Genomic DNA, 18,300 nt, shown 5'->3' with positions numbered 1-18,300 from the left:
TTGGTTGTGGGGGGTGCTGTGTTTGGTCTTATGTGGTGGGGGGTGGTGTGTTTGTTTGTTTTTTTTTTTTTTGTGGGGGGGGGGGGCGGGCCCGGGGGGGCCCCCCCCCCGCCCCCAGGCCCCCCTCAGACCACATGAACGACTCTCGACTTACGAAAGAGGGCTTGACGACCAGTGCTTGACGTCAACTTCTTCGACGAGCTCCGCATCGGCCTGGCCACCGCCGACGACATCCGCCAGTGGTCGCACGGCGAGGTCAAGAAGCCGGAGACCATCAACTACCGCACCCTGAAGCCGGAAAAGGACGGGCTCTTCTGCGAGAAGATCTTCGGCCCCACCCGGGACTGGGAGTGCTACTGCGGTAAGTACAAGCGCGTCCGCTTCAAGGGCATCATCTGCGAGCGCTGCGGCGTCGAGGTGACCCGCGCCAAGGTGCGCCGCGAGCGGATGGGCCACATCGAGCTGGCCGCCCCGGTCACCCACATCTGGTACTTCAAGGGCGTGCCGTCCCGCCTGGGCTACCTGCTCGACCTGGCGCCGAAGGACCTCGAGAAGGTCATCTACTTCGCCGCCTACATGATCACCTGGGTCGACGACGAGCGCCGCCAGCGCGACCTCCCGTCCCTGGAGGCGCACGTCTCGGTCGAGCGCCAGCAGATCGAGAACCGCCGCGACTCGGACCTCGAGGCCCGCGCCAAGAAGGCCGAGACCGACCTGGCCGAGCTGGAGGCCGAGGGCGCCAAGGCCGACGTGCGCCGCAAGGTGCGCGAGGGCGCCGAGCGCGAGATGAAGCAGCTGCGCGACCGCGCGCAGCGCGAGCTCGACCGCCTCGACGAGGTGTGGGCCCGCTTCAAGAACCTCAAGGTCCAGGACCTCGAGGGCGACGAGCTGCTCTACCGCGAGCTGCGCGACCGCTTCGGCACCTACTTCTCCGGCTCGATGGGCGCGGCGGCCCTCAAGGACCGCCTGGAGACCTTCGACCTGGCGGAGGAGTCCGAGCGCCTGCGCGAGATCATCCGCACCGGCAAGGGCCAGAAGAAGACCCGTGCGCTCAAGCGCCTCAAGGTCGTCTCCGCGTTCCTGCAGACCACCAACAAGCCCAACGGCATGGTGCTGGACTGCGTCCCGGTCATCCCGCCGGACCTGCGTCCGATGGTGCAGCTGGACGGTGGCCGCTTCGCGACCTCCGACCTGAACGACCTGTACCGCCGCGTGATCAACCGCAACAACCGCCTGAAGCGCCTTCTCGACCTCGGTGCCCCCGAGATCATCGTGAACAACGAGAAGCGCATGCTCCAGGAGGCCGTCGACGCGCTGTTCGACAACGGCCGTCGTGGTCGCCCGGTCACGGGCCCCGGCAACCGCCCGCTGAAGTCCCTCAGCGACATGCTGAAGGGCAAGCAGGGTCGTTTCCGTCAGAACCTGCTCGGCAAGCGAGTCGACTACTCGGCCCGTTCGGTCATCGTCGTCGGCCCGCAGCTCAAGCTGCACCAGTGCGGTCTGCCGAAGGCCATGGCGCTGGAGCTCTTCAAGCCGTTCGTGATGAAGCGCCTGGTCGACCTGAACCACGCGCAGAACATCAAGTCGGCCAAGCGCATGGTCGAGCGTGCCCGCCCGGTCGTGTGGGACGTGCTCGAAGAGGTCATCGCCGAGCACCCGGTGCTGCTGAACCGTGCGCCCACCCTGCACCGCCTCGGCATCCAGGCCTTCGAGCCGCAGCTGGTCGAGGGCAAGGCCATCCAGATCCACCCGCTCGTCTGCACCGCGTTCAACGCGGACTTCGACGGTGACCAGATGGCCGTCCACCTGCCGCTCTCCGCGGAGGCGCAGGCCGAGGCCCGCATCCTGATGCTGTCCTCGAACAACATCCTGAAGCCGGCCGACGGTCGCCCCGTCACCATGCCGACCCAGGACATGGTGCTCGGTCTGTTCTTCCTGACCTCGGACCGCGAGAACGTGAAGGGCGCCGGCCGCACCTTCTCGTCGACCGCCGAGGCGATCATGGCCTTCGACGCCCGCGACCTGGACGTCCAGGCCCCGATCGAGCTGCGCCTGCCGGCCGGCACCGTCCCGCCGCGCGGCTGGACCGCCCCGGTGGACGAGGACGGCCAGTCGAGCTGGTTCGACGGCGAGCCCTTCCGCCTGACCACCACCCTGGGCCGCGCGCTCTTCAACGAGCTGCTGCCCGAGGACTACCCGTTCGTCGACTACGAGGTGGGCAAGAAGCAGCTCTCCGCGATCGTCAACGACCTGGCGGAGCGCTACCCCAAGGTCGTCGTCGCGGCGACCCTGGACAACCTGAAGGCGTCCGGCTTCCACTGGTCGACCCGCTCGGGTGTCACCGTCTCGATCTCCGACGTCGTCGTCCCGCCGAACAAGCCCCAGATCCTCGAGGGCTACGAGGCGAAGGCGGAGAAGGTCCAGCGTCAGTACGAGCGCGGCCTGATCACCAACGACGAGCGCAAGCAGGAGCTCATCGGCATCTGGACCCAGGCGACCAACGAGGTCGCCGAGGCCATGAACGAGAACTTCCCGAAGACGAACCCCATCTTCATGATGGTCGACTCGGGTGCTCGTGGAAACATGATGCAGATGCGCCAGATCGCCGGTATGCGTGGTCTGGTGTCGAACGCCAAGAACGAGACCATCCCGCGACCCATCAAGGCGTCGTTCCGTGAGGGTCTGTCCGTGCTGGAGTACTTCATCTCCACCCACGGTGCCCGTAAGGGTCTGGCCGACACCGCCCTCCGTACCGCCGACTCCGGTTACCTCACCCGTCGTCTGGTCGACGTCTCCCAGGACGTCATCATTCGCGAGGAGGACTGCGGCACCGAGCGCGGCCTGAAGCTGGCGATCGGCTCCGTGGGTGCGGACGGCGTGCTGCGCAAGGCCGACGACGTCGAGACCAGCGTCTACGCCCGCATGCTCGCCGAGGACATCACGGTGGACGGCAAGCTCCTTGCCACCGCCAACACCGACCTCGGCGACGTCCTGATCGACGAGCTGATCCGCCACGGCATCGGCGAGGTCAAGACCCGCTCGATCCTGACCTGTGAGTCGGCCGTCGGCACCTGTGCCATGTGCTACGGGCGCTCGCTGGCCACCGGCAAGCTGGTCGACATCGGTGAGGCGGTCGGCATCATCGCCGCCCAGTCCATCGGTGAGCCCGGTACCCAGCTGACCATGCGTACCTTCCACACCGGTGGTGTGGCCGGTGACGACATCACCCAGGGTCTGCCGCGTGTCGTCGAGCTCTTCGAGGCCCGTACCCCGAAGGGTGTGGCTCCGATCTCGGAGGCGCAGGGCCGGGTCCGCATCGAGGACACCGAGAAGACCCGCAAGCTGGTCGTCACGCCGGACGACGGCACCGACGAGATCGCCTACCCGGTCTCGAAGCGTGTGAAGCTGCTCGTCAGCGAGGGCGAGGCGGTCGAGGTCGGCCAGAAGCTGACCATGGGTGCCACCAACCCGCACGACGTCCTGCGCATCATGGGCCAGCGTGCCGTCCAGGTCCACCTGGTCGCCGAGGTCCAGAAGGTCTACAACTCGCAGGGTGTGTCGATCCACGACAAGCACATCGAGATCATCATCCGGCAGATGCTCCGCCGCGTGACGATCATCGAGTCGGGCGACGCCGAGCTGCTGCCCGGCGAGCTGGTCGAGCGCGGCCGCTTCGAGCAGGAGAACCGCCGCGTCGTCGCCGAGGGCGGTCACCCCGCCTCCGGCCGTCCGCAGCTGATGGGTATCACCAAGGCCTCGCTGGCCACCGAGTCCTGGCTGTCGGCCGCCTCCTTCCAGGAGACGACCCGGGTCCTCACCGACGCGGCGATCCACGCCAAGTCGGACCCGCTGCTGGGCCTCAAGGAGAACGTCATCCTCGGTAAGCTCATCCCGGCCGGTACGGGCCTGCCCCGTTACCGCAACATCCGGGTCGAGCCGACCGAGGAGGCCAAGGCCGCGATGTACTCGGCCGTCGGCTACGACGACTACGACCTGTCGCCCTTCGGCGCCGGCTCCGGCCAGGCGGTTCCGCTGGACGACTACGACTACGGCCCGTACACCGGCTGAGTCGCGCAGCACCGATCGCAGGGCGGTCACCCCACGGGGTGGCCGCCCTGCGGCGTTCCCGGGGGCTCCAGGGGCCGTCAGGGGCCGCTGGGGAGCGTGGGGGAGGCCCGGCCGGCGGGGCCGTTCGGGGCACGGACGGAAGCCGATTAGGTCATTCGGCCGAAGTCGCGTAGAGTCATGTTTACCGACGCGGGGTGGAGCAGCTCGGTAGCTCGCTGGGCTCATAACCCAGAGGTCGCAGGTTCAAATCCTGTCCCCGCTACAAAGAGAAGGGCCCGGAGGCATCAAGCCTCCGGGCCCTTCGGCATTCCCCGGGCCGGACGGCTCCGTCGCACGGGGGAGGGGCGGGAACCGCTCCGGCGGGGGAGGCGGTCGGGGCGGCCGCCGAGGGAGGGTTCCCGGTGTCGGTCGACGGGCTTTCGAAGGAGCCGGGGATGAAGCGGGTGCTGGGCGCGGTGGCGATCACGGCGGGGGTGCTGGTCGGGATGTCGGCCTGCCTGCCGTTCGGGGACGACGCGGAGCACCGGACGGTGAGCTACGGGGTGGCGGGGCCGGTCCGGGAGCTCGTCGTGGAGGGGGCCGACGGCGGGGTGGTGGTGCACGGGGGCGGTGACGCCGTGCACGTGGTCGAGAAGCAGGACTACCGGGGGGACGCGCCGAAGAGCACCCACGAGGTGACGGACGGCGTGCTGAGGCTGACGTACGACTGCGGCTCCTGCGGGATCGGGTACACCGTGCAGGTGCCCGCCGGGACCAGGGTGCGGGTGAAGGAGGGCAACGGCGGCGTCAAGCTGTCCGGGCTGGCCGGCGAGGTGGACGCCGAGGTGACCAACGGCGGGGTCGAGGCCGACGGGCTGCGGGCCCCGCGGGTGCGGCTGACCACGGTGAACGGCGGGGTGCGGGCCGACTTCGCCGCGGCGCCGTCGAAGGTCGAGGCGAGCACCACCAACGGCGGGGTGCGGCTGCGGGTGCCGGCCGGGGAGGCGTACGCGGTGGACGCCCGGGCCTCGGCCGGCGCGGTGGACCTGGGCATCCCCTCGCAGCCGGGCGCGGCGCGCAGCATCAGCGCCCGGGCGGAGACCGGCGGAGTGACGGTCAGCGGTGGCTGACCTGGGCGTTCCGCAGGCGCTGCCGGTAGGGCATGATCTCCTGCGCGGGGGCGGCGTCCCCGGCTACGGGGGAGGGACCGGGGTGGAGCGTGCGGTGCGCCTGCGCGGCCGGGTGGACGGGTTCGGCCCGTACCTGCCGGACTCGCTGCTGGCGGTGGCGGCGGCCGGGGTCGCGCTCTGGGCGGTGTCCCAGGACACCACGGTGCGCCCGTGGTGGATCCACCTGCTCGCGGTGGCGACCGCGCTGCCGCTGCCCTGGCGGCGCCTGAGGCCGCTGACGGTGCTGGCGCTGGCGACGGCGCCGTCGCTGGTGATCTCGGTGGTGGCGCACTCGGCCAACCCCCAGGTGCCGCTCTCCGGGGTGGTCGCCCTCTACACGGTGGCGGAACGGTCCTCGGAGCGGGTGCGGTGGAGCGTGCTGGCGGTGGTGGTGGCCGGCAACGTGCTGGGCACCCACTCGCCGAACGGCGCGCTGTTCAGCCTGGTCACCTCCGTCGGCACCTTCGTGTTCGGTTCGCTGGTGCGCGCCCAGCGGCAGCTGGCCCGGGTGCAGGCGGAGCGGGCCCGGGACGCCGGCGAACGGGCGGCGAGCGACGCGGCCCGGGCGGTGGCGGAGGAGCGGGCCCGGATCGCCCGGGAGATGCACGACATCCTGGCCCACGCCGTCTCGCTGATGGTGATCCAGGCCGAGGCCGGGCCGGTGGTGGTGCGCAGCGATCCGGACCGGGCCGTCCGCGCGTTCGACACCATCGCCGACGCGGGCCGGGACGCGATGGTCCAGCTGCGGCGCGTGCTGGGGGTGCTGAAGGATCCGGAGGCGGGCCGGCAGCTGGCGCCGCAGCCCCGGCTGGCCGAACTCGCCGCGGTGGCCGACCGGGTGCGCGCGGCGGGGCCGCGGGTGGATCTCGAACTTCCCGGGCAGGAGGGTCCGCTGCCGGCCGACGTGGAGACGGCGGCGTACCGGATCGTGCAGGAGGCGCTGACCAACACGGTCAAGCACGCCGGGGCGGACCGGGTCGCGGTCCGGGTGCGGCGGGCCGGGGAGGTGCTGGAGGTGGTGGTCTCGGACAACGGACGCGGGGTGCCGGCCGCGGCCGGCCGTGCGGTGGTCGGCTGGTCCGGCGGCCGCGGGCTGGTCGGCATCCGGGAGCGGGCGGCGGCCTGCGGCGGGCTGGCCGAGGCCGGGCCGGGGCCGGAGGGCAGGGGTTTCCTGGTGAGGGCCCGGCTGCCGCTGGGCACCGGCGGGGTGGTGGAGAGGGTGGACGAATGACGCCGATCCGGGTGGTCGTCGCGGACGACCAGGAGCTGGTGCGGGCCGGGTTCGGGATGATCCTGGACGCGCAGCCGGACATCGAGGTGGTGGCCGAGGCGTGCGACGGTGCCGAGGCGATCGAGGCGGTGCGCGCGCACGGTCCGGACGTGCTGCTGCTGGACGTCCGGATGCCGGTGATGGACGGGCTGGAGGCGGCCCGCCGGGTGTGCGCCGAGTTCCCGTCGACCAAGGTGATCATGCTGACCACCTTCGACATCGACGACTACGTCTTCGACGCGCTGTACGCGGGTGCCAGCGGCTTCCTGCTCAAGGACGTCCGGCGGGACGACCTGGCGCACGGGGTGCGGATGGTCGCCTCGGGGGAGGCGCTGCTCGCGCCGTCGGTGACCAGGCGGCTGATCGGCGAGTTCGCGGCCCGTCGGCCGGGGGCGCCGGAGCGGGCGGTGCGACCGCCGTCGCGGCTGCTGGAGCAGCTGACCCTGCGCGAGCGGGAGACGCTGCGGCTGATCGCGCGCGGGCTGTCCAACGCCGAGATCGCGGCCGAGCTGGTGGTCAGCGAGCACACGGTGAAGACGCACGTCAGCAATGTGCTGAGCAAGCTCGGGCTGCGGGACCGGGTGCACGCGGTGGTGTTCGCGTACGAGGCCGGGGCGGTGGTGGCGGGGGAGTCCTGACGGGCTCCCCCGTGCGGGGGAGGCGGCCGGTTCGCCGGTGCGGGGGATCCGGGACGAGGGCCCCGGCCGGGAGGCTCTGCGGTGTCGGAACGGACCACACCGCTGGAGACCATCGGATGAACACCGCCCTGGATGCCCGGAACACCCGCCCCACCCGCCTCAGCGGCCTCACGCCGTACGCCGTCGTCGGCGCCCCCGCCCTGATGGCCCTCTACGGCGGCATCCGCCTGGTGCCGGGCTCCCGGGCGCCCGGCCCCGGCTGGACGGCGGGGCACACCGCGATGCTCGCCGGGCTGCTGCTGTTCGCCCCCGTCCTCCTCGCCCTGCACCGGCGGCTCGCCCCGCGCGGCACGGCCGGGCGGACCGCGGCCGGGGCGGCGCTGGGGACGGCCTTCGCGGGGCTGCTCTGCTCGCTGGCGCAGATCGGCATCGACCTGGTGGTGGGGCTGGCGGCGGCGGACAAGGCCGAGCAGTCGCGGCTGTTCGACCGGGTCCAGGACGTCCCGGGCGTGCTGCCGGTCGTCTACCAGGTCGGCCCGCTGCTCTTCTACGTCGGCCTGCTGGCGCTGCTGACCGCCGCCGCGGCGGGCCGCTCCCGGGTGCTGCGCTGGTGGAGCCCGGTGCTGGCGCTGCTCGGCACCCTGGCCTCGGGCGTCGACCTGGCCCTCGTCCCGCTCGCCGCCGCCTGCTACCTGCTCGCGCTCGCCCCGCTGGCCCGCCCGGCCGCCGCGCCGCGCGCCGCCCTGGCCTGAAACGCGCGTCCTGGCCCGAAGCGGGCCCCGGCCCGGTGCCCCCGGGTTTTTCGGTGGCCGGTCGTGGGCCGCGGGCCGTACGGTCCGGGGTATGAACGCGAAGCGCCCCCTGATCGCCGTGCTCACCGGCGCGGGCATCTCGACGGACTCCGGCATCCCCGACTACCGCGGCCCGCAGGGGCTGTGGCAGAAGGACCCGTCGGCGCAGGAGCTGGTCACCATCGGGCCGTACCTGGAGGACCCGGAGGTCCGGCGGCGGGCCTGGCGGATGCGGCTGGAGACGGGCGCGCTGGGCGCCGAGCCGAACGCCGGGCACCGGGCGCTGGTCGACCTGGAGCGCTCCGGGCTGCCGCTGCGGGTGCTCACCCAGAACATCGACGGGCTGCACCAGAGGTCCGGGCTGACCGCCCGCAAGGTGCTCGAACTGCACGGCAACGTGCGGGAGACGCAGTGCCTGCGCTGCCGGGTGGTCGGTTCGATGGCGGACGCGCTGGAGCGGGTCGGGGCGGGCGAGCCGGACCCGGCGTGCCGGGAGTGCGGGGGGATCCTCAAGCCGCGCATCGTGATGTTCGGCGAGAACCTGGACCCGGAGGTGCTCGGGCAGGCCGACTCGGTCGCCCGGGCCTGCGACGTCTTCATCGCGGTCGGCACCAGCCTCCAGGTGTTCCCGGTGGCGGGGCTGCCGTACAACGCGGTGCGGACCGGGGCGAAGCTGATCATCGTGAACGGCGAGCCGACGCCCTACGACGAGGCCGCGGCCGAGGTGATCCGGGAGCCGATCTCGCAGGCGCTGCCGAAGCTGGTGCGCCGACTTGTCCTGGAGCGGGCCTGAGCGGGCGCCGGAAGGGTCATGTTCCCGGATGTACCGCGTGCGTACGATGATCTTTCCGGCTTCCCCCCTCCTGGCCTGGAGTGATCGACCGATGACGACGACGGCGAAGTTCGACCCCTGGTCGGCGGCCTTCGTGGCCCACCCGTACGACGCGTACGCCGAACTGCGCGAGCACGCGCCGGTGACGTACTTCGAGCCCACGAACCAGTGGCTCGTCTCGCGCCACGAGGACGTCAGCGCCCTGCTGCGCGACCGGCGGCTCGGCCGCACCTACACCCACCGCTTCAGCCACCAGGAGTTCGGCCGCCCCGAGCCCGACCCGGCGCACGAGCCCTTCCACACCCTCAACGACCACGGGCTGCTCGACCTGGAGGCGCCCGACCACACCCGGCTGCGCCGGCTGGTCTCCAAGGCCTTCACCCCGCGCATGGTCGAGGGCCTGCGCCCCACCGTGCGGCGGCTGGCCGGCGAACTGGTCGACGGGCTGCTCGCGGCCGGCGGCGGCGACCTGATCTCCGCCGTCGCCGAGCCGCTGCCGGTCGCCGTGATCGCCGAGATGCTCGGCGTGCCGGAGGGCGACCGCCACCTGCTGCGGCCCTGGTCCGCCGACATCACCGGGATGTTCGAGCTCAACCCCACCGAGGAGACCGCCCGCCGGGCCGTCACCGCGAGCATCGAGTTCTCCGACTACCTGCGCACCCTGATCCGCGAACGCCGGGGCAACCCCGGGACGGACCTGATCAGCGCGCTCATCCAGGCCCAGGAGGGCTCCGACGCGCTCAGCGAGCAGGAGATGATCTCCACCTGCGTGCTGCTGCTCAACGCCGGCCACGAGGCGACCGTCAACACCACCGGCAACGGCTGGTGGGCGCTGTTCCGCAACCCCGGGGAGCTCGCCCGGCTGCGCGGCTCGGTGGACGCACTGCTGCCCACCGCGATCGAGGAGCTGATGCGCTGGGACACCCCGCTGCAGATGTTCGAGCGCTGGGTGCTGGAGGACATCGAGGTCCGCGGCGTCACCATCCCGCGCGGCGCCGAGATCGCCCTGCTCTTCGGCTCCGCCAACCGCGACCCCGAGCGCTTCGCCGACCCGGACCGCCTCGACCTCGGCCGCACCGACAACCCGCACATCACCTTCGGCGCCGGAATCCACTTCTGTCTGGGCGCCCCGCTCGCCAGACTGGAGCTCACCGAGTCCTACGGCACGCTGCTGCGCCGGGCCCCGGGCCTGCGGCTGGTCCGCGAGCCCGAGTGGAACCCGGGCTACGTGATCCGCGGGCTCAAGGAGCTGTTGGTCGAGGTGTGACGGGAAGAGGGGGGAGCTGCCGTGGGCAAGGCGACGGGGGCACTGCTGGGGCTGGCGATCGGCGACGCGATGGGCCGGCCGACCGAGTTCCAGGACATCGAGCGGATCGCCGCCGACCATCCGGACTGGCGGCGGCTCCCGCTGCCGAAGAAGGCGCTGGTCACCGACGACACCCAGATGACGCTCGCCCTCGCCCGCGGCCTGCGCACCGCCCTGGCGCGCGGGACCCTGACGCCCCTGCGGCTGGAACGGCCGGTCCGCGAGGAGTTCGTCGACTGGTGGCGCTCCCCGCAGAACAACCGCGCCCCCGGCATGACCTGCCTGCGGGCCTGCCAGCGGCTCAGCCACGACGAGTACCGCTGGCAGCAGGCCAGCGACGTCGGCTCCAAGGGCTGCGGCGCCAACATGCGGGTCGCCCCGGTCGGGCTGATCCGCGACCTGGACGCCCGGCAGCTCTCCGGCGCCGCCCAGCTGCAGTCCGCGCTCACCCACGGCCACCCGACCGCGCTCGCCGCCAGTGACCTCACCGCGTACGCCGTGCGCAAGCTCGCCGAGGGCGTCCCGCCCGCCGCACTGCCCGGGGTGCTGCGGGCGTACGCGCTGGCGGGCCGCGAGCGGTACGACGCGTTCTGGCTCGGCGACCTCTCCGACCACTGGTACGGCTCCTCGCCGCAGGCCGTCATCGCCCGCGGCTGGGACGAGTGCCTCCAGGTGCTCGACCGGCTGGACGCGGCGCTCGCCGCCCCCGACGTCGAGGCCGACCCGTGCCTGGCCACCGGCGAGGGCTGGGTCGCCGAGGAGGCCTTCGGCACCGGCCTGCTCTGCTTCCTGCTGCTGCCCGACGACCCGGTGGCGGCCGTCCGCCGGGCCGCCTGCTCCAGCGGCGACTCCGACTCGCTGGCCTGCCTGACCGGCGCCTTCGCCGGCGCCCACCACGGCGAGGCGGCCTGGCCGGCCGACTGGGTGGAGCGGATCGAGCACCGGGACGAACTGCTGGAGTTCGGAGCGCTCTGGGACTGATCCGGGGCACGCCGGCCGGGCGGAACCGGTGGGCGGGGCGGCGCGTCGAAGGGCCATGACGAACCGCAGCACCGCAACCCGTCGCACCCTCCGCCGCCCGGCGGCGCTGCTCCTCGCGGCCGCGCTCGCCACGCCGCTGCTCGCCGGCTGCGGCAGCACCGGGGCCGCCGCGCCCGTGGAGCTCCGGGCGTCCGCGCCCGTGAGCCGGCCGGCCGTCGACCCGGCCCAGGTGGCCGCCACCGCGAGCGCCACCGACGCCTTCGGCCTGGACCTGCTGCACGCCCTGACCAGCGAGCCGGACGCCGCCGGGAGCAACCTCGTGGTCTCCCCGTCCGGCCTGGCCACCCTGCTCGCCATGCTGCTGCCCGGAGCCCGCGGCGCCACCGCCGGGGAACTGGCCGAGGCCCTGCACACCGGGCTCGACCCGCGGCAGTACGCGCTCGCCACCGGCGCGCTGAACCGGCCGGTCCCGGCCACCGACAAGCTGACCCTGCGCCGCAGCGACGACGTCTGGACCCAGCAGGGCCTGGCCGTCGAGCCGGACTACCTCGCCACCCTCGCCGCCGCCTTCGACGCCGGGGTCCACCAGGCCGACTTCGCCAAGGACCCGGACGGGGCCCGCAGGACCGTCAACGCGGCCGTGGAGAAGGCCACCGACGGCCGGATCAAGGAGCTGTTCGGCTCGAACGGGATCACGTCGAGCACCCGGCTGGTGCTCACCGACGCGCTGTACCTCAAGGCGAAGTGGGCCTCCGCCTTCAAGCCCTCGCTCACCGCCGACCGCCCGTTCCACAAGCTCGACGGCTCCGCCCCGGCCGTCCCCACGATGGGGCAGAGCGGGGAGTTCAAGTACGCCGACGGCTCCGGCGGGATCGTCGGCGAGCCCTGGCAGGCCGTCGAACTGCCCTACGCGGAGGGCGGGCTGGTGATGGACCTGATCGTCCCCGCGCAGGGCGGCTTCGCCGCGTTCGCCAAGGGCCTGGACCAGCCCCAGCTCGACCGCGTCCTCGGGGCCCTCGCCGAGCGGCCGGTCGACCTCCGGCTGCCGCGCTTCCACTTCGGCACCTCGAAGGAGCTCACCCCCGCGCTGCGCTCGCTCGGCGTGCGGGCGGCCTTCGACGCGGCCGACTTCGGCGGCATCGCCAAGGACCCGCTGGCCGTCGGCACGGTGTTGCAGAAGGCCACGATCGAGGTCGGCGAGGACGGCACGGTCGCGGCGGCCGGCAGCGGTGTCGGGATGGAGGTGATGGCGGTGCCGAACGCCGAACGGCCGGTCCAGGTGTACGTCGACCGGCCGTTCCTGTTCCTGATCCGGGACGCCCGGGGCGGCGCGCCGCTGTTCCTCGGCCAGGTCACCGACCCGCGGGCGGGCTAGTCACCGGGCCGGGTGGTCACCAGGCGGGGTAGCGCCCGCCGAGCCCGGGGTGCAGCGGGTCGCGGCTGCCGAACAGCACCAGCAGGTCGTCGGCGACCTGCCGCAGCTCGGCCCGGCCCTCGACCGCCCCGGCCCACTCGGGGGGCAGCGCGGCGGCGCCGTACGCGGCCCCGACCAGGTTGCCGCAGACCGCGCCGGTCGAGTCGCTGTCCCCCGAGTGGTTCACCGACAGCAGCAGCGCGGTGCGCACCGGGTCGGGGTCCAGGGTGGCCGCCAGCAGCGAGTACACCGCGATGGCCAGGCACTCCTCGGCGGTCCAGCCGAGCCCGACCCGCTCCACCGTCTCCGCGGCCGGCTCGGCCTCCTGGGCCAGCCGCACCGCCCGGGCCAGCGCCTGGACGGTCTCCTTGGAACTCGGCAGCTCGCGGATCTGCTCCACCGTCTCGCCGACCGCCGCCCACGGCTCGGTGCCGTCCGCGAGCCGCTCGACCAGGGCCGCGAAGGCGCCGGCCGCGAGGTAGCCGGTCGGGTGTCCGTGGGTGAGCTGGGCGCACTGCACCGCCAGCCCGAAGGACTGCTCGACACCGAGCCGGGCCAGCCCGAACGGCGCCGAGCGCATCACCGTGCCGCAGCCCTTGGAACCCGGGTTGATCGGCCCCAGCAGCCCGATCGCGGACGGCGCCTCGAACGCCGGATGCTCGGTCACCCCGCTCAGGCAGGCGTTGCCGGGCGCCCGCCGCGCGTACAGGAAGGGCCGGCTCAGCAGCCAGCCGTCGTACGGGCGGGGCTGCGGCTCGGTGTCCGGCGCGCCCTGGTACTGGGTCCGCAGCCAGCGCCGGTAGGCGCCGTGGACGGCCTCCGGCACCGAGCCGCCGCCGCCCGTCCAGCCGCGGACGAAGCCGCGGATCAGGCCCTCGGCGGTGAACAGCGTCATCTGGGTGTCGTCGGTGACCTCGACCGGCCCGGGCCCGGCCGGCAGCGTGGTCACGCCCTGCGGCCCGAACCGGTCCCGGATCTGGTGGAGTTGCTGGAACTCCACCGGCCAGCCCAGCGCATCGCCGATCGCTCCGCCGAGCAGCGCTCCGCGCACCCGGTCCCGGTACCCCGACTCCGCCGCCGGATCCGTCACGTCGCGTCCCCCTTCGTTCGTGGCGGACTACGTTCTATCAGGTCCCCGGGGAATGATCGGCGGGACGGGCCCTACCGGCGGATCGCACCGGCGCGTCCGTGCAGGGCGGCCCGGTCGGCGGCGGCGCGTCCGGCCGCCCAGCCCACGCCGTCGCTGACCCGCACCCGCTGCGAGACCAGCTTCGGGAACAGCCGGTCGACCTGCTCGTCCACCGCCTCGGAGCGGGCGGCGAGCGCGGGCAGCAGCCGCTCGTCCGGCAGCAACTGCTCCTCGGTGCCGTCCTCGCGCAGGTGCCGGCCGGCCGCGGCGGCGCTGGTGGCGCGCTCGGTCGCGGCGGTCAGCCGCTCGCGGATCCGCGCCGCGTACGCGACCAGGAAGGACTGCCGGAACGCCTTGCTGCGCGAGTCCTTGCGGGAGCCGGCCTTGTTGAGCGCGTGGGTGGCCTGCACCAGCAGCGAGGTGTAGAGCAGCTCGACGCCGTCCAGGTCGCCGTCGAAGCCGACCACGGTGCAGAAGCCGAACTCCTTCGCCCACACCACCCGGCACCGGTTGGCCGCCGCGACCGCGTCCAGCAGCATCGTCTTGGGACCCTCGTACGGGTTGTCCACCCCGATCCGCAGCGCCGCCGGGGTGTCGCGGTCGGCGCCGGCCGCGGCCAGCAGCGCGTCGTCGATGCTGTGCTGGGCCATCAGCTGCTGGGCCTTGGCGGTCAGCGCCTCGGCCTCCTCCGGGTACTCGGTGGACTCGGCCTTGGCCAGCAGCGCCCGGATCCGCGCCAGCATCCGCGGCTCGCCGGTCACCGGCGCCGAGTGCCGCCCCCGGACGGCCTGCCCGGGAGCGGGCCCCACCGGGGCGATCGGCGGCAGCCGGCCCCAGGTGCGCAGCAGCTCCAGGACGGCGGTGGCGAGCGCGAAGCGGTCCAGCCGGTGCCGGTGGGCGAAGGCGCCGAGGTACTCCTCGTCGCCGGACCACCACACCTCGGCCTCCAGCTCGCGCAGCTGCTCCCGCCAGCGCCGGTCCAGGCCGGCCGCGGGGTGGCGGCGGTCCTCGGCGGCGATCAGGTCCACCGCGAGGGCCAGGTGGACGGGCTGCAGCTCGCGCCGCACCACGCGCGCCAGGTCGGCCGGCCGCCATCCGGCGGACCAGCAGCGGCCGACGGCGGCGTCCGCGTGGCCGAGCACCGCCCGGCTCACCTCGGGCCACTGCCCGGCCGAGGCGGCCAGCAGCGAGGCCCCGGTGTCCAGGGCGAGGTCCAGTGCGTCCTCCGGTGCCGTCAGCACCGACCGCACCGCCTGCTCCAGCAGCGGCCCGGCGGTCCCGGCCTGCTGCGCTCGCTCGCCCACGGTGTGTCCCTGCTCTCCTCGACGGTCCGGCCTCCTGCCCATGATGCCGGAGCCGCGGCGGAGACCGTCCGGCGCTCGGGCCGGCGGGGCCCGCGGCTCAGCGCTCGATGGCCTTGGCCAGGATCTCCGGCGTGCGCTCCAGCAGCCGGCCCGCGGCCATCCGCACGCCCAGCGTCGCGACCAGGGCGCCGTACAGCGGGCCGACCAGCAGCACCGGCCAGCTCGACCCGTCCGAGACCAGCGCCCAGGCGAGGTAGCCGCCGACCGGCAGTGCCAGCACCGTGACGCCGAGCATCGAGCCGAACTGGTTGAGCAGGATCAGCCCGCCCTGTCCGGGGGCGGCGTTGCGCATCGGGTTGCTGTCGGCCGGCATGGTGTAGGGCGCCAGCACGCTGAACATCGAGCCCAGCGCGATCCCGCAGCCGAGGAGGGTCAGCGCCAGGCCGAGCGCGGACGGCAGCTCGCCCCACCGGCCGGTGACGGCCGCCAGCACCAGCCCCAGCACCACCGTCACCGGGACGGCGTACGACAGCACCGCGTACGCCCGGCCGCGCAGCTCGGACCGGGCGTCGGCCGGGGTGCGCAGGGTGGCGGCGACCATCCAGAACGCCGAGCCGTCCATGCCGAACAGGTTGAGCATCTGCAGTCCGAGGAACACCCCGGTCATCGCCAGCAGGTAGACGCTCGCCCAGCCCTGAACCATCGACAGCACGCAGATCACCAGCGTCATCCCGATGCTGGTGAACAGCGCGGCCTTGGCCCGCGGCTCGCGCCAGGCGTACCGCAGGTGGCGCTGCATCACCGCGCCGGTGCGGCCCTGGGGCAGGAAGCGCCAGCCGCGCGAGTTCTGCACCCCCCGGGCCACCTCCAGGGTGGAGGAGTCGGCGGTGACCATCAGCTCCTGCAGGCTCCGCCGCCACCAGCGCAGCAGCAGTGCCAGCAGCGCGGCGGCCGCGGCGAGCTGGAGCAGCGCGAGCCCGTACCGGCCCTCGCCGGCGGTGCGCGGCGCGTCCGCCGCGCTGATCGGCGGGATCCAGCGCAGCACCGAGGCGATCGGCTTCAGCGGGGTGAGGTCGATCGGTCCGCCCCGACGGCCGAGGATGCTCTGCGAGCCGACGTTGGCGACCTGCACCAGCAGCGCGAAGGCCAGCCCGCCGAAGATCGCGAAGTCCTTGCCGCGCCGGCTGGAGAGCATCCGGGCGTTGCCCGCGGCGACCGCCCGGGAGAGCGTGACCAGGCAGAGCACCGCGAGCGGTACGGCGGGCACCGCGACCGCGGCCGAGGCGCCGCCGGCCGCGCCGGCCAGCACCGCGCCGGTCACCAGCACCAGGCTGATCAGCGGCCCCGGTCCGATCAGCGCGGCCAGCAGCGAGCCGCGCAGCAGCGGGCCGGGCCGCAGCGGCAGCATGGTCAGCCGGGTCGGGTCGGCGCTCTCGTCGCTGGAGAAGAGGAACAGCGGCAGGGCGGCCCAGCCCAGGGCCAGCACGCCGAGCAGCATCACCCCGGCGTCCCCGGAGCCCGCGTAGCGCCCGTTCAGCGCGCTCATGGCGACGGCGACGCCGGCCGCGAGGGCCAGGCCCGCGACGCCGCCGATCACGTAGACGGTGGTCCGGCCGGGGCTGCGCCGCAGCCCGTTGCGCAGCAGCCGCAGCTTGAGCGCGACCAGGGCGCGCACCACCGTCCGCCCGTCGGGCACCGAGGCCGTGCGCGTGGCCTCGCTCCGCTCGGTCACAGGGCACCCCCGGGCTGCCCGCCGCCGAGCCAGCCGAGCGCCTGCCCGTCGTCCTCGCGCACGCCGATCAGGTCCAGGAAGGCCTCGTGCAGGCTGCGCCCGCCCCGTACGGTGTCCAGCGGTCCCTGGGCGATCACCTGGCCGGCGTTGACCACGGCGACCCAGTCGCAGAGCTGTTCGACCAGCTCCATCACGTGGCTGGAGAAGACCACCGTGGAGCCGGCCGCCGCGTACCGCTTGAGCACGCCGCGGATGGTCTGGGCGGAGACCGGGTCGACGCCCTCGAAGGGCTCGTCCAGGAACAGCACGTCCGGGTTGTGCAGCAGCGCCGCGGCCAGGCCGATCTTCTTGCGCATGCCGGTGGAGTAGTCGGCGACCAGCTTGTCGGAGTCGCGGCCGAGGTCCAGGACGGCCAGCAGCTCCTCGGCCCGCCGGTCCACCTCGGCGCCGGGCAGGCCGCGCAGCCGCCCGGTGTACTGGAGCAGCTCGCGCCCGCTGAGCCGCTCGAACATCCGCAGGCCCTCGGGCAGGATGCCGATCCGCGCCTTGACCGTGACCGGGTCCGCCCACACGTCGGTGCCGTGCACCAGGACGGTGCCCTGGTCGGGCCGGAGCAGCCCGGTGACCATCGACAGCGTGGTGGTCTTGCCGGCGCCGTTCGGCCCGACCAGGCCGATGAACGCCCCGGCCGGCAGCTCCAGGCTCAGCCCGGCCACCGCGGCCTGGGTGCCGAAGTGCTTCCAGAGCCCCTGGATGCTGACGGCGGACGGGGTTCCCGGCCCGGGGAGGTCGGAGGACGGCGGCGCTGACGCCTGCATGGCGGCCTTCTCTGCTCGTGGTGGTGGAGTGGTGGGCATCGTGCTGGTGGAAGCTCTCGGGGCTCAGCCTGTCACTGCTCGAACAGGCTGTCGCCCGAGTTGAGCATCCCCTGAGCACATCCGCCGAACGGGTGAGGCTCGCCGACCAATATCCTCTTCTCGGCGGCTACTGGGCCGATTTGGCAACTACTCAGTTCGGCCGTTCGTCCTGCACTATGAGGAAGCAGTGACGTGCGCGGGGGTGCCGCGCTACCGGGAGGTGGCGGATGTCCGTACAACCATGGGGCGAGCCCGGTTCCGGCTATCCGCCCGGCAAGCGGTCGGCGGGGGGCTGGCAGCCGGTGCCCGCGCCCGCGGTGTCGTCGCAGGCGGCGATGCGGGCGGGCCACGCGGACCGGGACCGGACGCTCGACGTGCTCAAGGCCGCGTTCGCCGAGGGGCGGCTCTCCGTCCAGGAGTACGAGCAGCGCCACGAGGCCGTGGCCGCGGCGCAGACCTACGGTCAGCTGGCCGTGCTGGTGGCCGACCTGCCCTCCGGGCCGATGACGGCGCCGCCGGCCGCCGCCGCCACGCCGGTTCCGGCCACCTTCATGGCCGTCCCGCCGCCGCAGGCCCGCCCCACCAACGTGCTCGCGGTGGTCTCCCTGGTGGCCAGTCTGGTCGGCCTCTCCGCGCCCGCCGTGATCACCGGCCACATCGCCCGCTCGGAGATCCGCCGCCGCAACATGGACGGCGACTGGGCGGCCGTCCTCGGCCTGGTCATCGGCTACCTGGGGTGCGCGTTCTGGACCCTGATGATCCTCCTCGGCTTCGCCTGAGGCCCACCCGGTCGGGTGATCCCACGGCGGTCGGCCGTTCTTCCCGATGGG

General features: G+C 73.5%; 14 protein-coding genes and 1 tRNA gene. 11 read left to right on the top strand and 4 right to left on the bottom strand.

The annotated features are described in order from the left end of the window. Positions 1–174 precede the first annotated feature (174 nt). The 10 genes from ACFVHV_RS16775 (at position 175) to ACFVHV_RS16730 (ending at position 12,409) form a co-directional block, all read left to right on the top strand. Positions 175–4,068 (top strand): DNA-directed RNA polymerase subunit beta', encoded by a 3,894-nt coding sequence (locus ACFVHV_RS16775; protein WP_359897539.1) that lies wholly within the window; start codon positions 175–177, stop codon positions 4,066–4,068. 188 nt (positions 4,069–4,256) lie between these two features. Then, positions 4,257–4,330 (top strand) — tRNA-Met (locus ACFVHV_RS16770). 172 nt (positions 4,331–4,502) lie between these two features. Beyond that, on the top strand, positions 4,503–5,177 hold the full coding sequence (locus tag ACFVHV_RS16765) for a DUF4097 family beta strand repeat-containing protein (protein ID WP_359897538.1): 675 nt from the start codon (positions 4,503–4,505) through the stop codon (positions 5,175–5,177). An 82-nt stretch (positions 5,178–5,259) separates the two neighbouring features. Further along, a complete protein-coding gene (locus tag ACFVHV_RS16760; protein ID WP_359897537.1) occupies positions 5,260–6,447 on the top strand; it encodes a histidine kinase in 1,188 nt (395 codons plus the stop codon). After that, on the top strand, positions 6,444–7,124 hold the full coding sequence (locus tag ACFVHV_RS16755; protein ID WP_380351773.1) for a response regulator: 681 nt from the start codon (positions 6,444–6,446) through the stop codon (positions 7,122–7,124). The genes ACFVHV_RS16760 and ACFVHV_RS16755 overlap by 4 nt, the downstream gene beginning before the upstream one ends. 116 nt (positions 7,125–7,240) lie before the next feature. Then, positions 7,241–7,876 (top strand): hypothetical protein, encoded by a 636-nt coding sequence (locus tag ACFVHV_RS16750; protein WP_359897535.1) that lies wholly within the window; start codon positions 7,241–7,243, stop codon positions 7,874–7,876. Positions 7,877–7,967: 91 nt separating this feature from the next. Further along, positions 7,968–8,708: a Sir2 family NAD-dependent protein deacetylase gene (locus ACFVHV_RS16745; protein WP_359897534.1), complete on the top strand. Its 741-nt coding sequence runs from the start codon at positions 7,968–7,970 to the stop codon at positions 8,706–8,708. Positions 8,709–8,799: 91 nt separating this feature from the next. Next, positions 8,800–10,014 (top strand): cytochrome P450, encoded by a 1,215-nt coding sequence (locus ACFVHV_RS16740; RefSeq protein WP_359897533.1) that lies wholly within the window; start codon positions 8,800–8,802, stop codon positions 10,012–10,014. Between the two features lie 21 nt (positions 10,015–10,035). Further along, on the top strand, positions 10,036–11,034 hold the full coding sequence (locus tag ACFVHV_RS16735; protein ID WP_380351770.1) for an ADP-ribosylglycohydrolase family protein: 999 nt from the start codon (positions 10,036–10,038) through the stop codon (positions 11,032–11,034). 55 nt (positions 11,035–11,089) lie between these two features. Further along, positions 11,090–12,409, top strand: a complete 1,320-nt coding sequence (locus ACFVHV_RS16730) for a serpin family protein (RefSeq protein WP_380351768.1) — start codon at positions 11,090–11,092, stop codon at positions 12,407–12,409. A gap of 16 nt (positions 12,410–12,425) precedes the next feature. Here ACFVHV_RS16730 and ACFVHV_RS16725 read toward each other — a convergent pair whose 3' ends face one another. The 4 genes from ACFVHV_RS16725 to ACFVHV_RS16710 form a co-directional block, all read right to left on the bottom strand. Further along, on the bottom strand, positions 12,426–13,538 hold the full coding sequence (locus ACFVHV_RS16725) for an ADP-ribosylglycohydrolase family protein (RefSeq protein WP_359897530.1): 1,113 nt from the start codon (positions 13,536–13,538) through the stop codon (positions 12,426–12,428). A gap of 71 nt (positions 13,539–13,609) precedes the next feature. Then, the gene (locus tag ACFVHV_RS16720) at positions 13,610–14,881 is read right to left on the bottom strand and encodes a DUF2786 domain-containing protein (protein ID WP_359897529.1); all 1,272 of its coding nucleotides are present in this window, start codon (positions 14,879–14,881) and stop codon (positions 13,610–13,612) included. A 97-nt stretch (positions 14,882–14,978) separates the two neighbouring features. Beyond that, positions 14,979–16,613 (bottom strand): transporter, encoded by a 1,635-nt coding sequence (locus ACFVHV_RS16715; RefSeq protein WP_380351766.1) that lies wholly within the window; start codon positions 16,611–16,613, stop codon positions 14,979–14,981. Then, a complete protein-coding gene (locus ACFVHV_RS16710; RefSeq protein ID WP_359897527.1) occupies positions 16,610–17,431 on the bottom strand; it encodes an ABC transporter ATP-binding protein in 822 nt (273 codons plus the stop codon). The genes ACFVHV_RS16715 and ACFVHV_RS16710 overlap by 4 nt, the downstream gene beginning before the upstream one ends. Positions 17,432–17,697: 266 nt before the next feature. Here ACFVHV_RS16710 and ACFVHV_RS16705 point away from each other — a divergent pair, with 266 nt between their 5' ends. Beyond that, positions 17,698–18,249, top strand: a complete 552-nt coding sequence (locus ACFVHV_RS16705; RefSeq protein ID WP_380351764.1) for a DUF1707 and DUF4190 domain-containing protein — start codon at positions 17,698–17,700, stop codon at positions 18,247–18,249. Positions 18,250–18,300: the final 51 nt, after the last annotated feature.

It is taken from the genome of Kitasatospora sp. NPDC127116, from assembly GCF_042677365.1.
In the GTDB taxonomy this organism is placed as follows: domain Bacteria; phylum Actinomycetota; class Actinomycetes; order Streptomycetales; family Streptomycetaceae; genus Kitasatospora; species Kitasatospora lactacystinica.
This window is presented reverse-complemented; position numbering and strand designations above follow the sequence as displayed.

Coding starts and splice junctions, on each gene's coding strand:
- ACFVHV_RS16765 (WP_359897538.1), top strand. CDS start 4,503: ATGAAGCGGGTGCTGGGCGCGGTGGCGATCACGGCGGGGGTGCTGGTC.
- ACFVHV_RS16755 (WP_380351773.1), top strand. CDS start 6,444: ATGACGCCGATCCGGGTGGTCGTCGCGGACGACCAGGAGCTGGTGCGG.
- ACFVHV_RS16750 (WP_359897535.1), top strand. CDS start 7,241: ATGAACACCGCCCTGGATGCCCGGAACACCCGCCCCACCCGCCTCAGC.
- ACFVHV_RS16745 (WP_359897534.1), top strand. CDS start 7,968: ATGAACGCGAAGCGCCCCCTGATCGCCGTGCTCACCGGCGCGGGCATC.
- ACFVHV_RS16740 (WP_359897533.1), top strand. CDS start 8,800: ATGACGACGACGGCGAAGTTCGACCCCTGGTCGGCGGCCTTCGTGGCC.
- ACFVHV_RS16730 (WP_380351768.1), top strand. CDS start 11,090: ATGACGAACCGCAGCACCGCAACCCGTCGCACCCTCCGCCGCCCGGCG.
- ACFVHV_RS16710 (WP_359897527.1), bottom strand. CDS start 17,431: ATGCAGGCGTCAGCGCCGCCGTCCTCCGACCTCCCCGGGCCGGGAACC.
- ACFVHV_RS16705 (WP_380351764.1), top strand. CDS start 17,698: ATGTCCGTACAACCATGGGGCGAGCCCGGTTCCGGCTATCCGCCCGGC.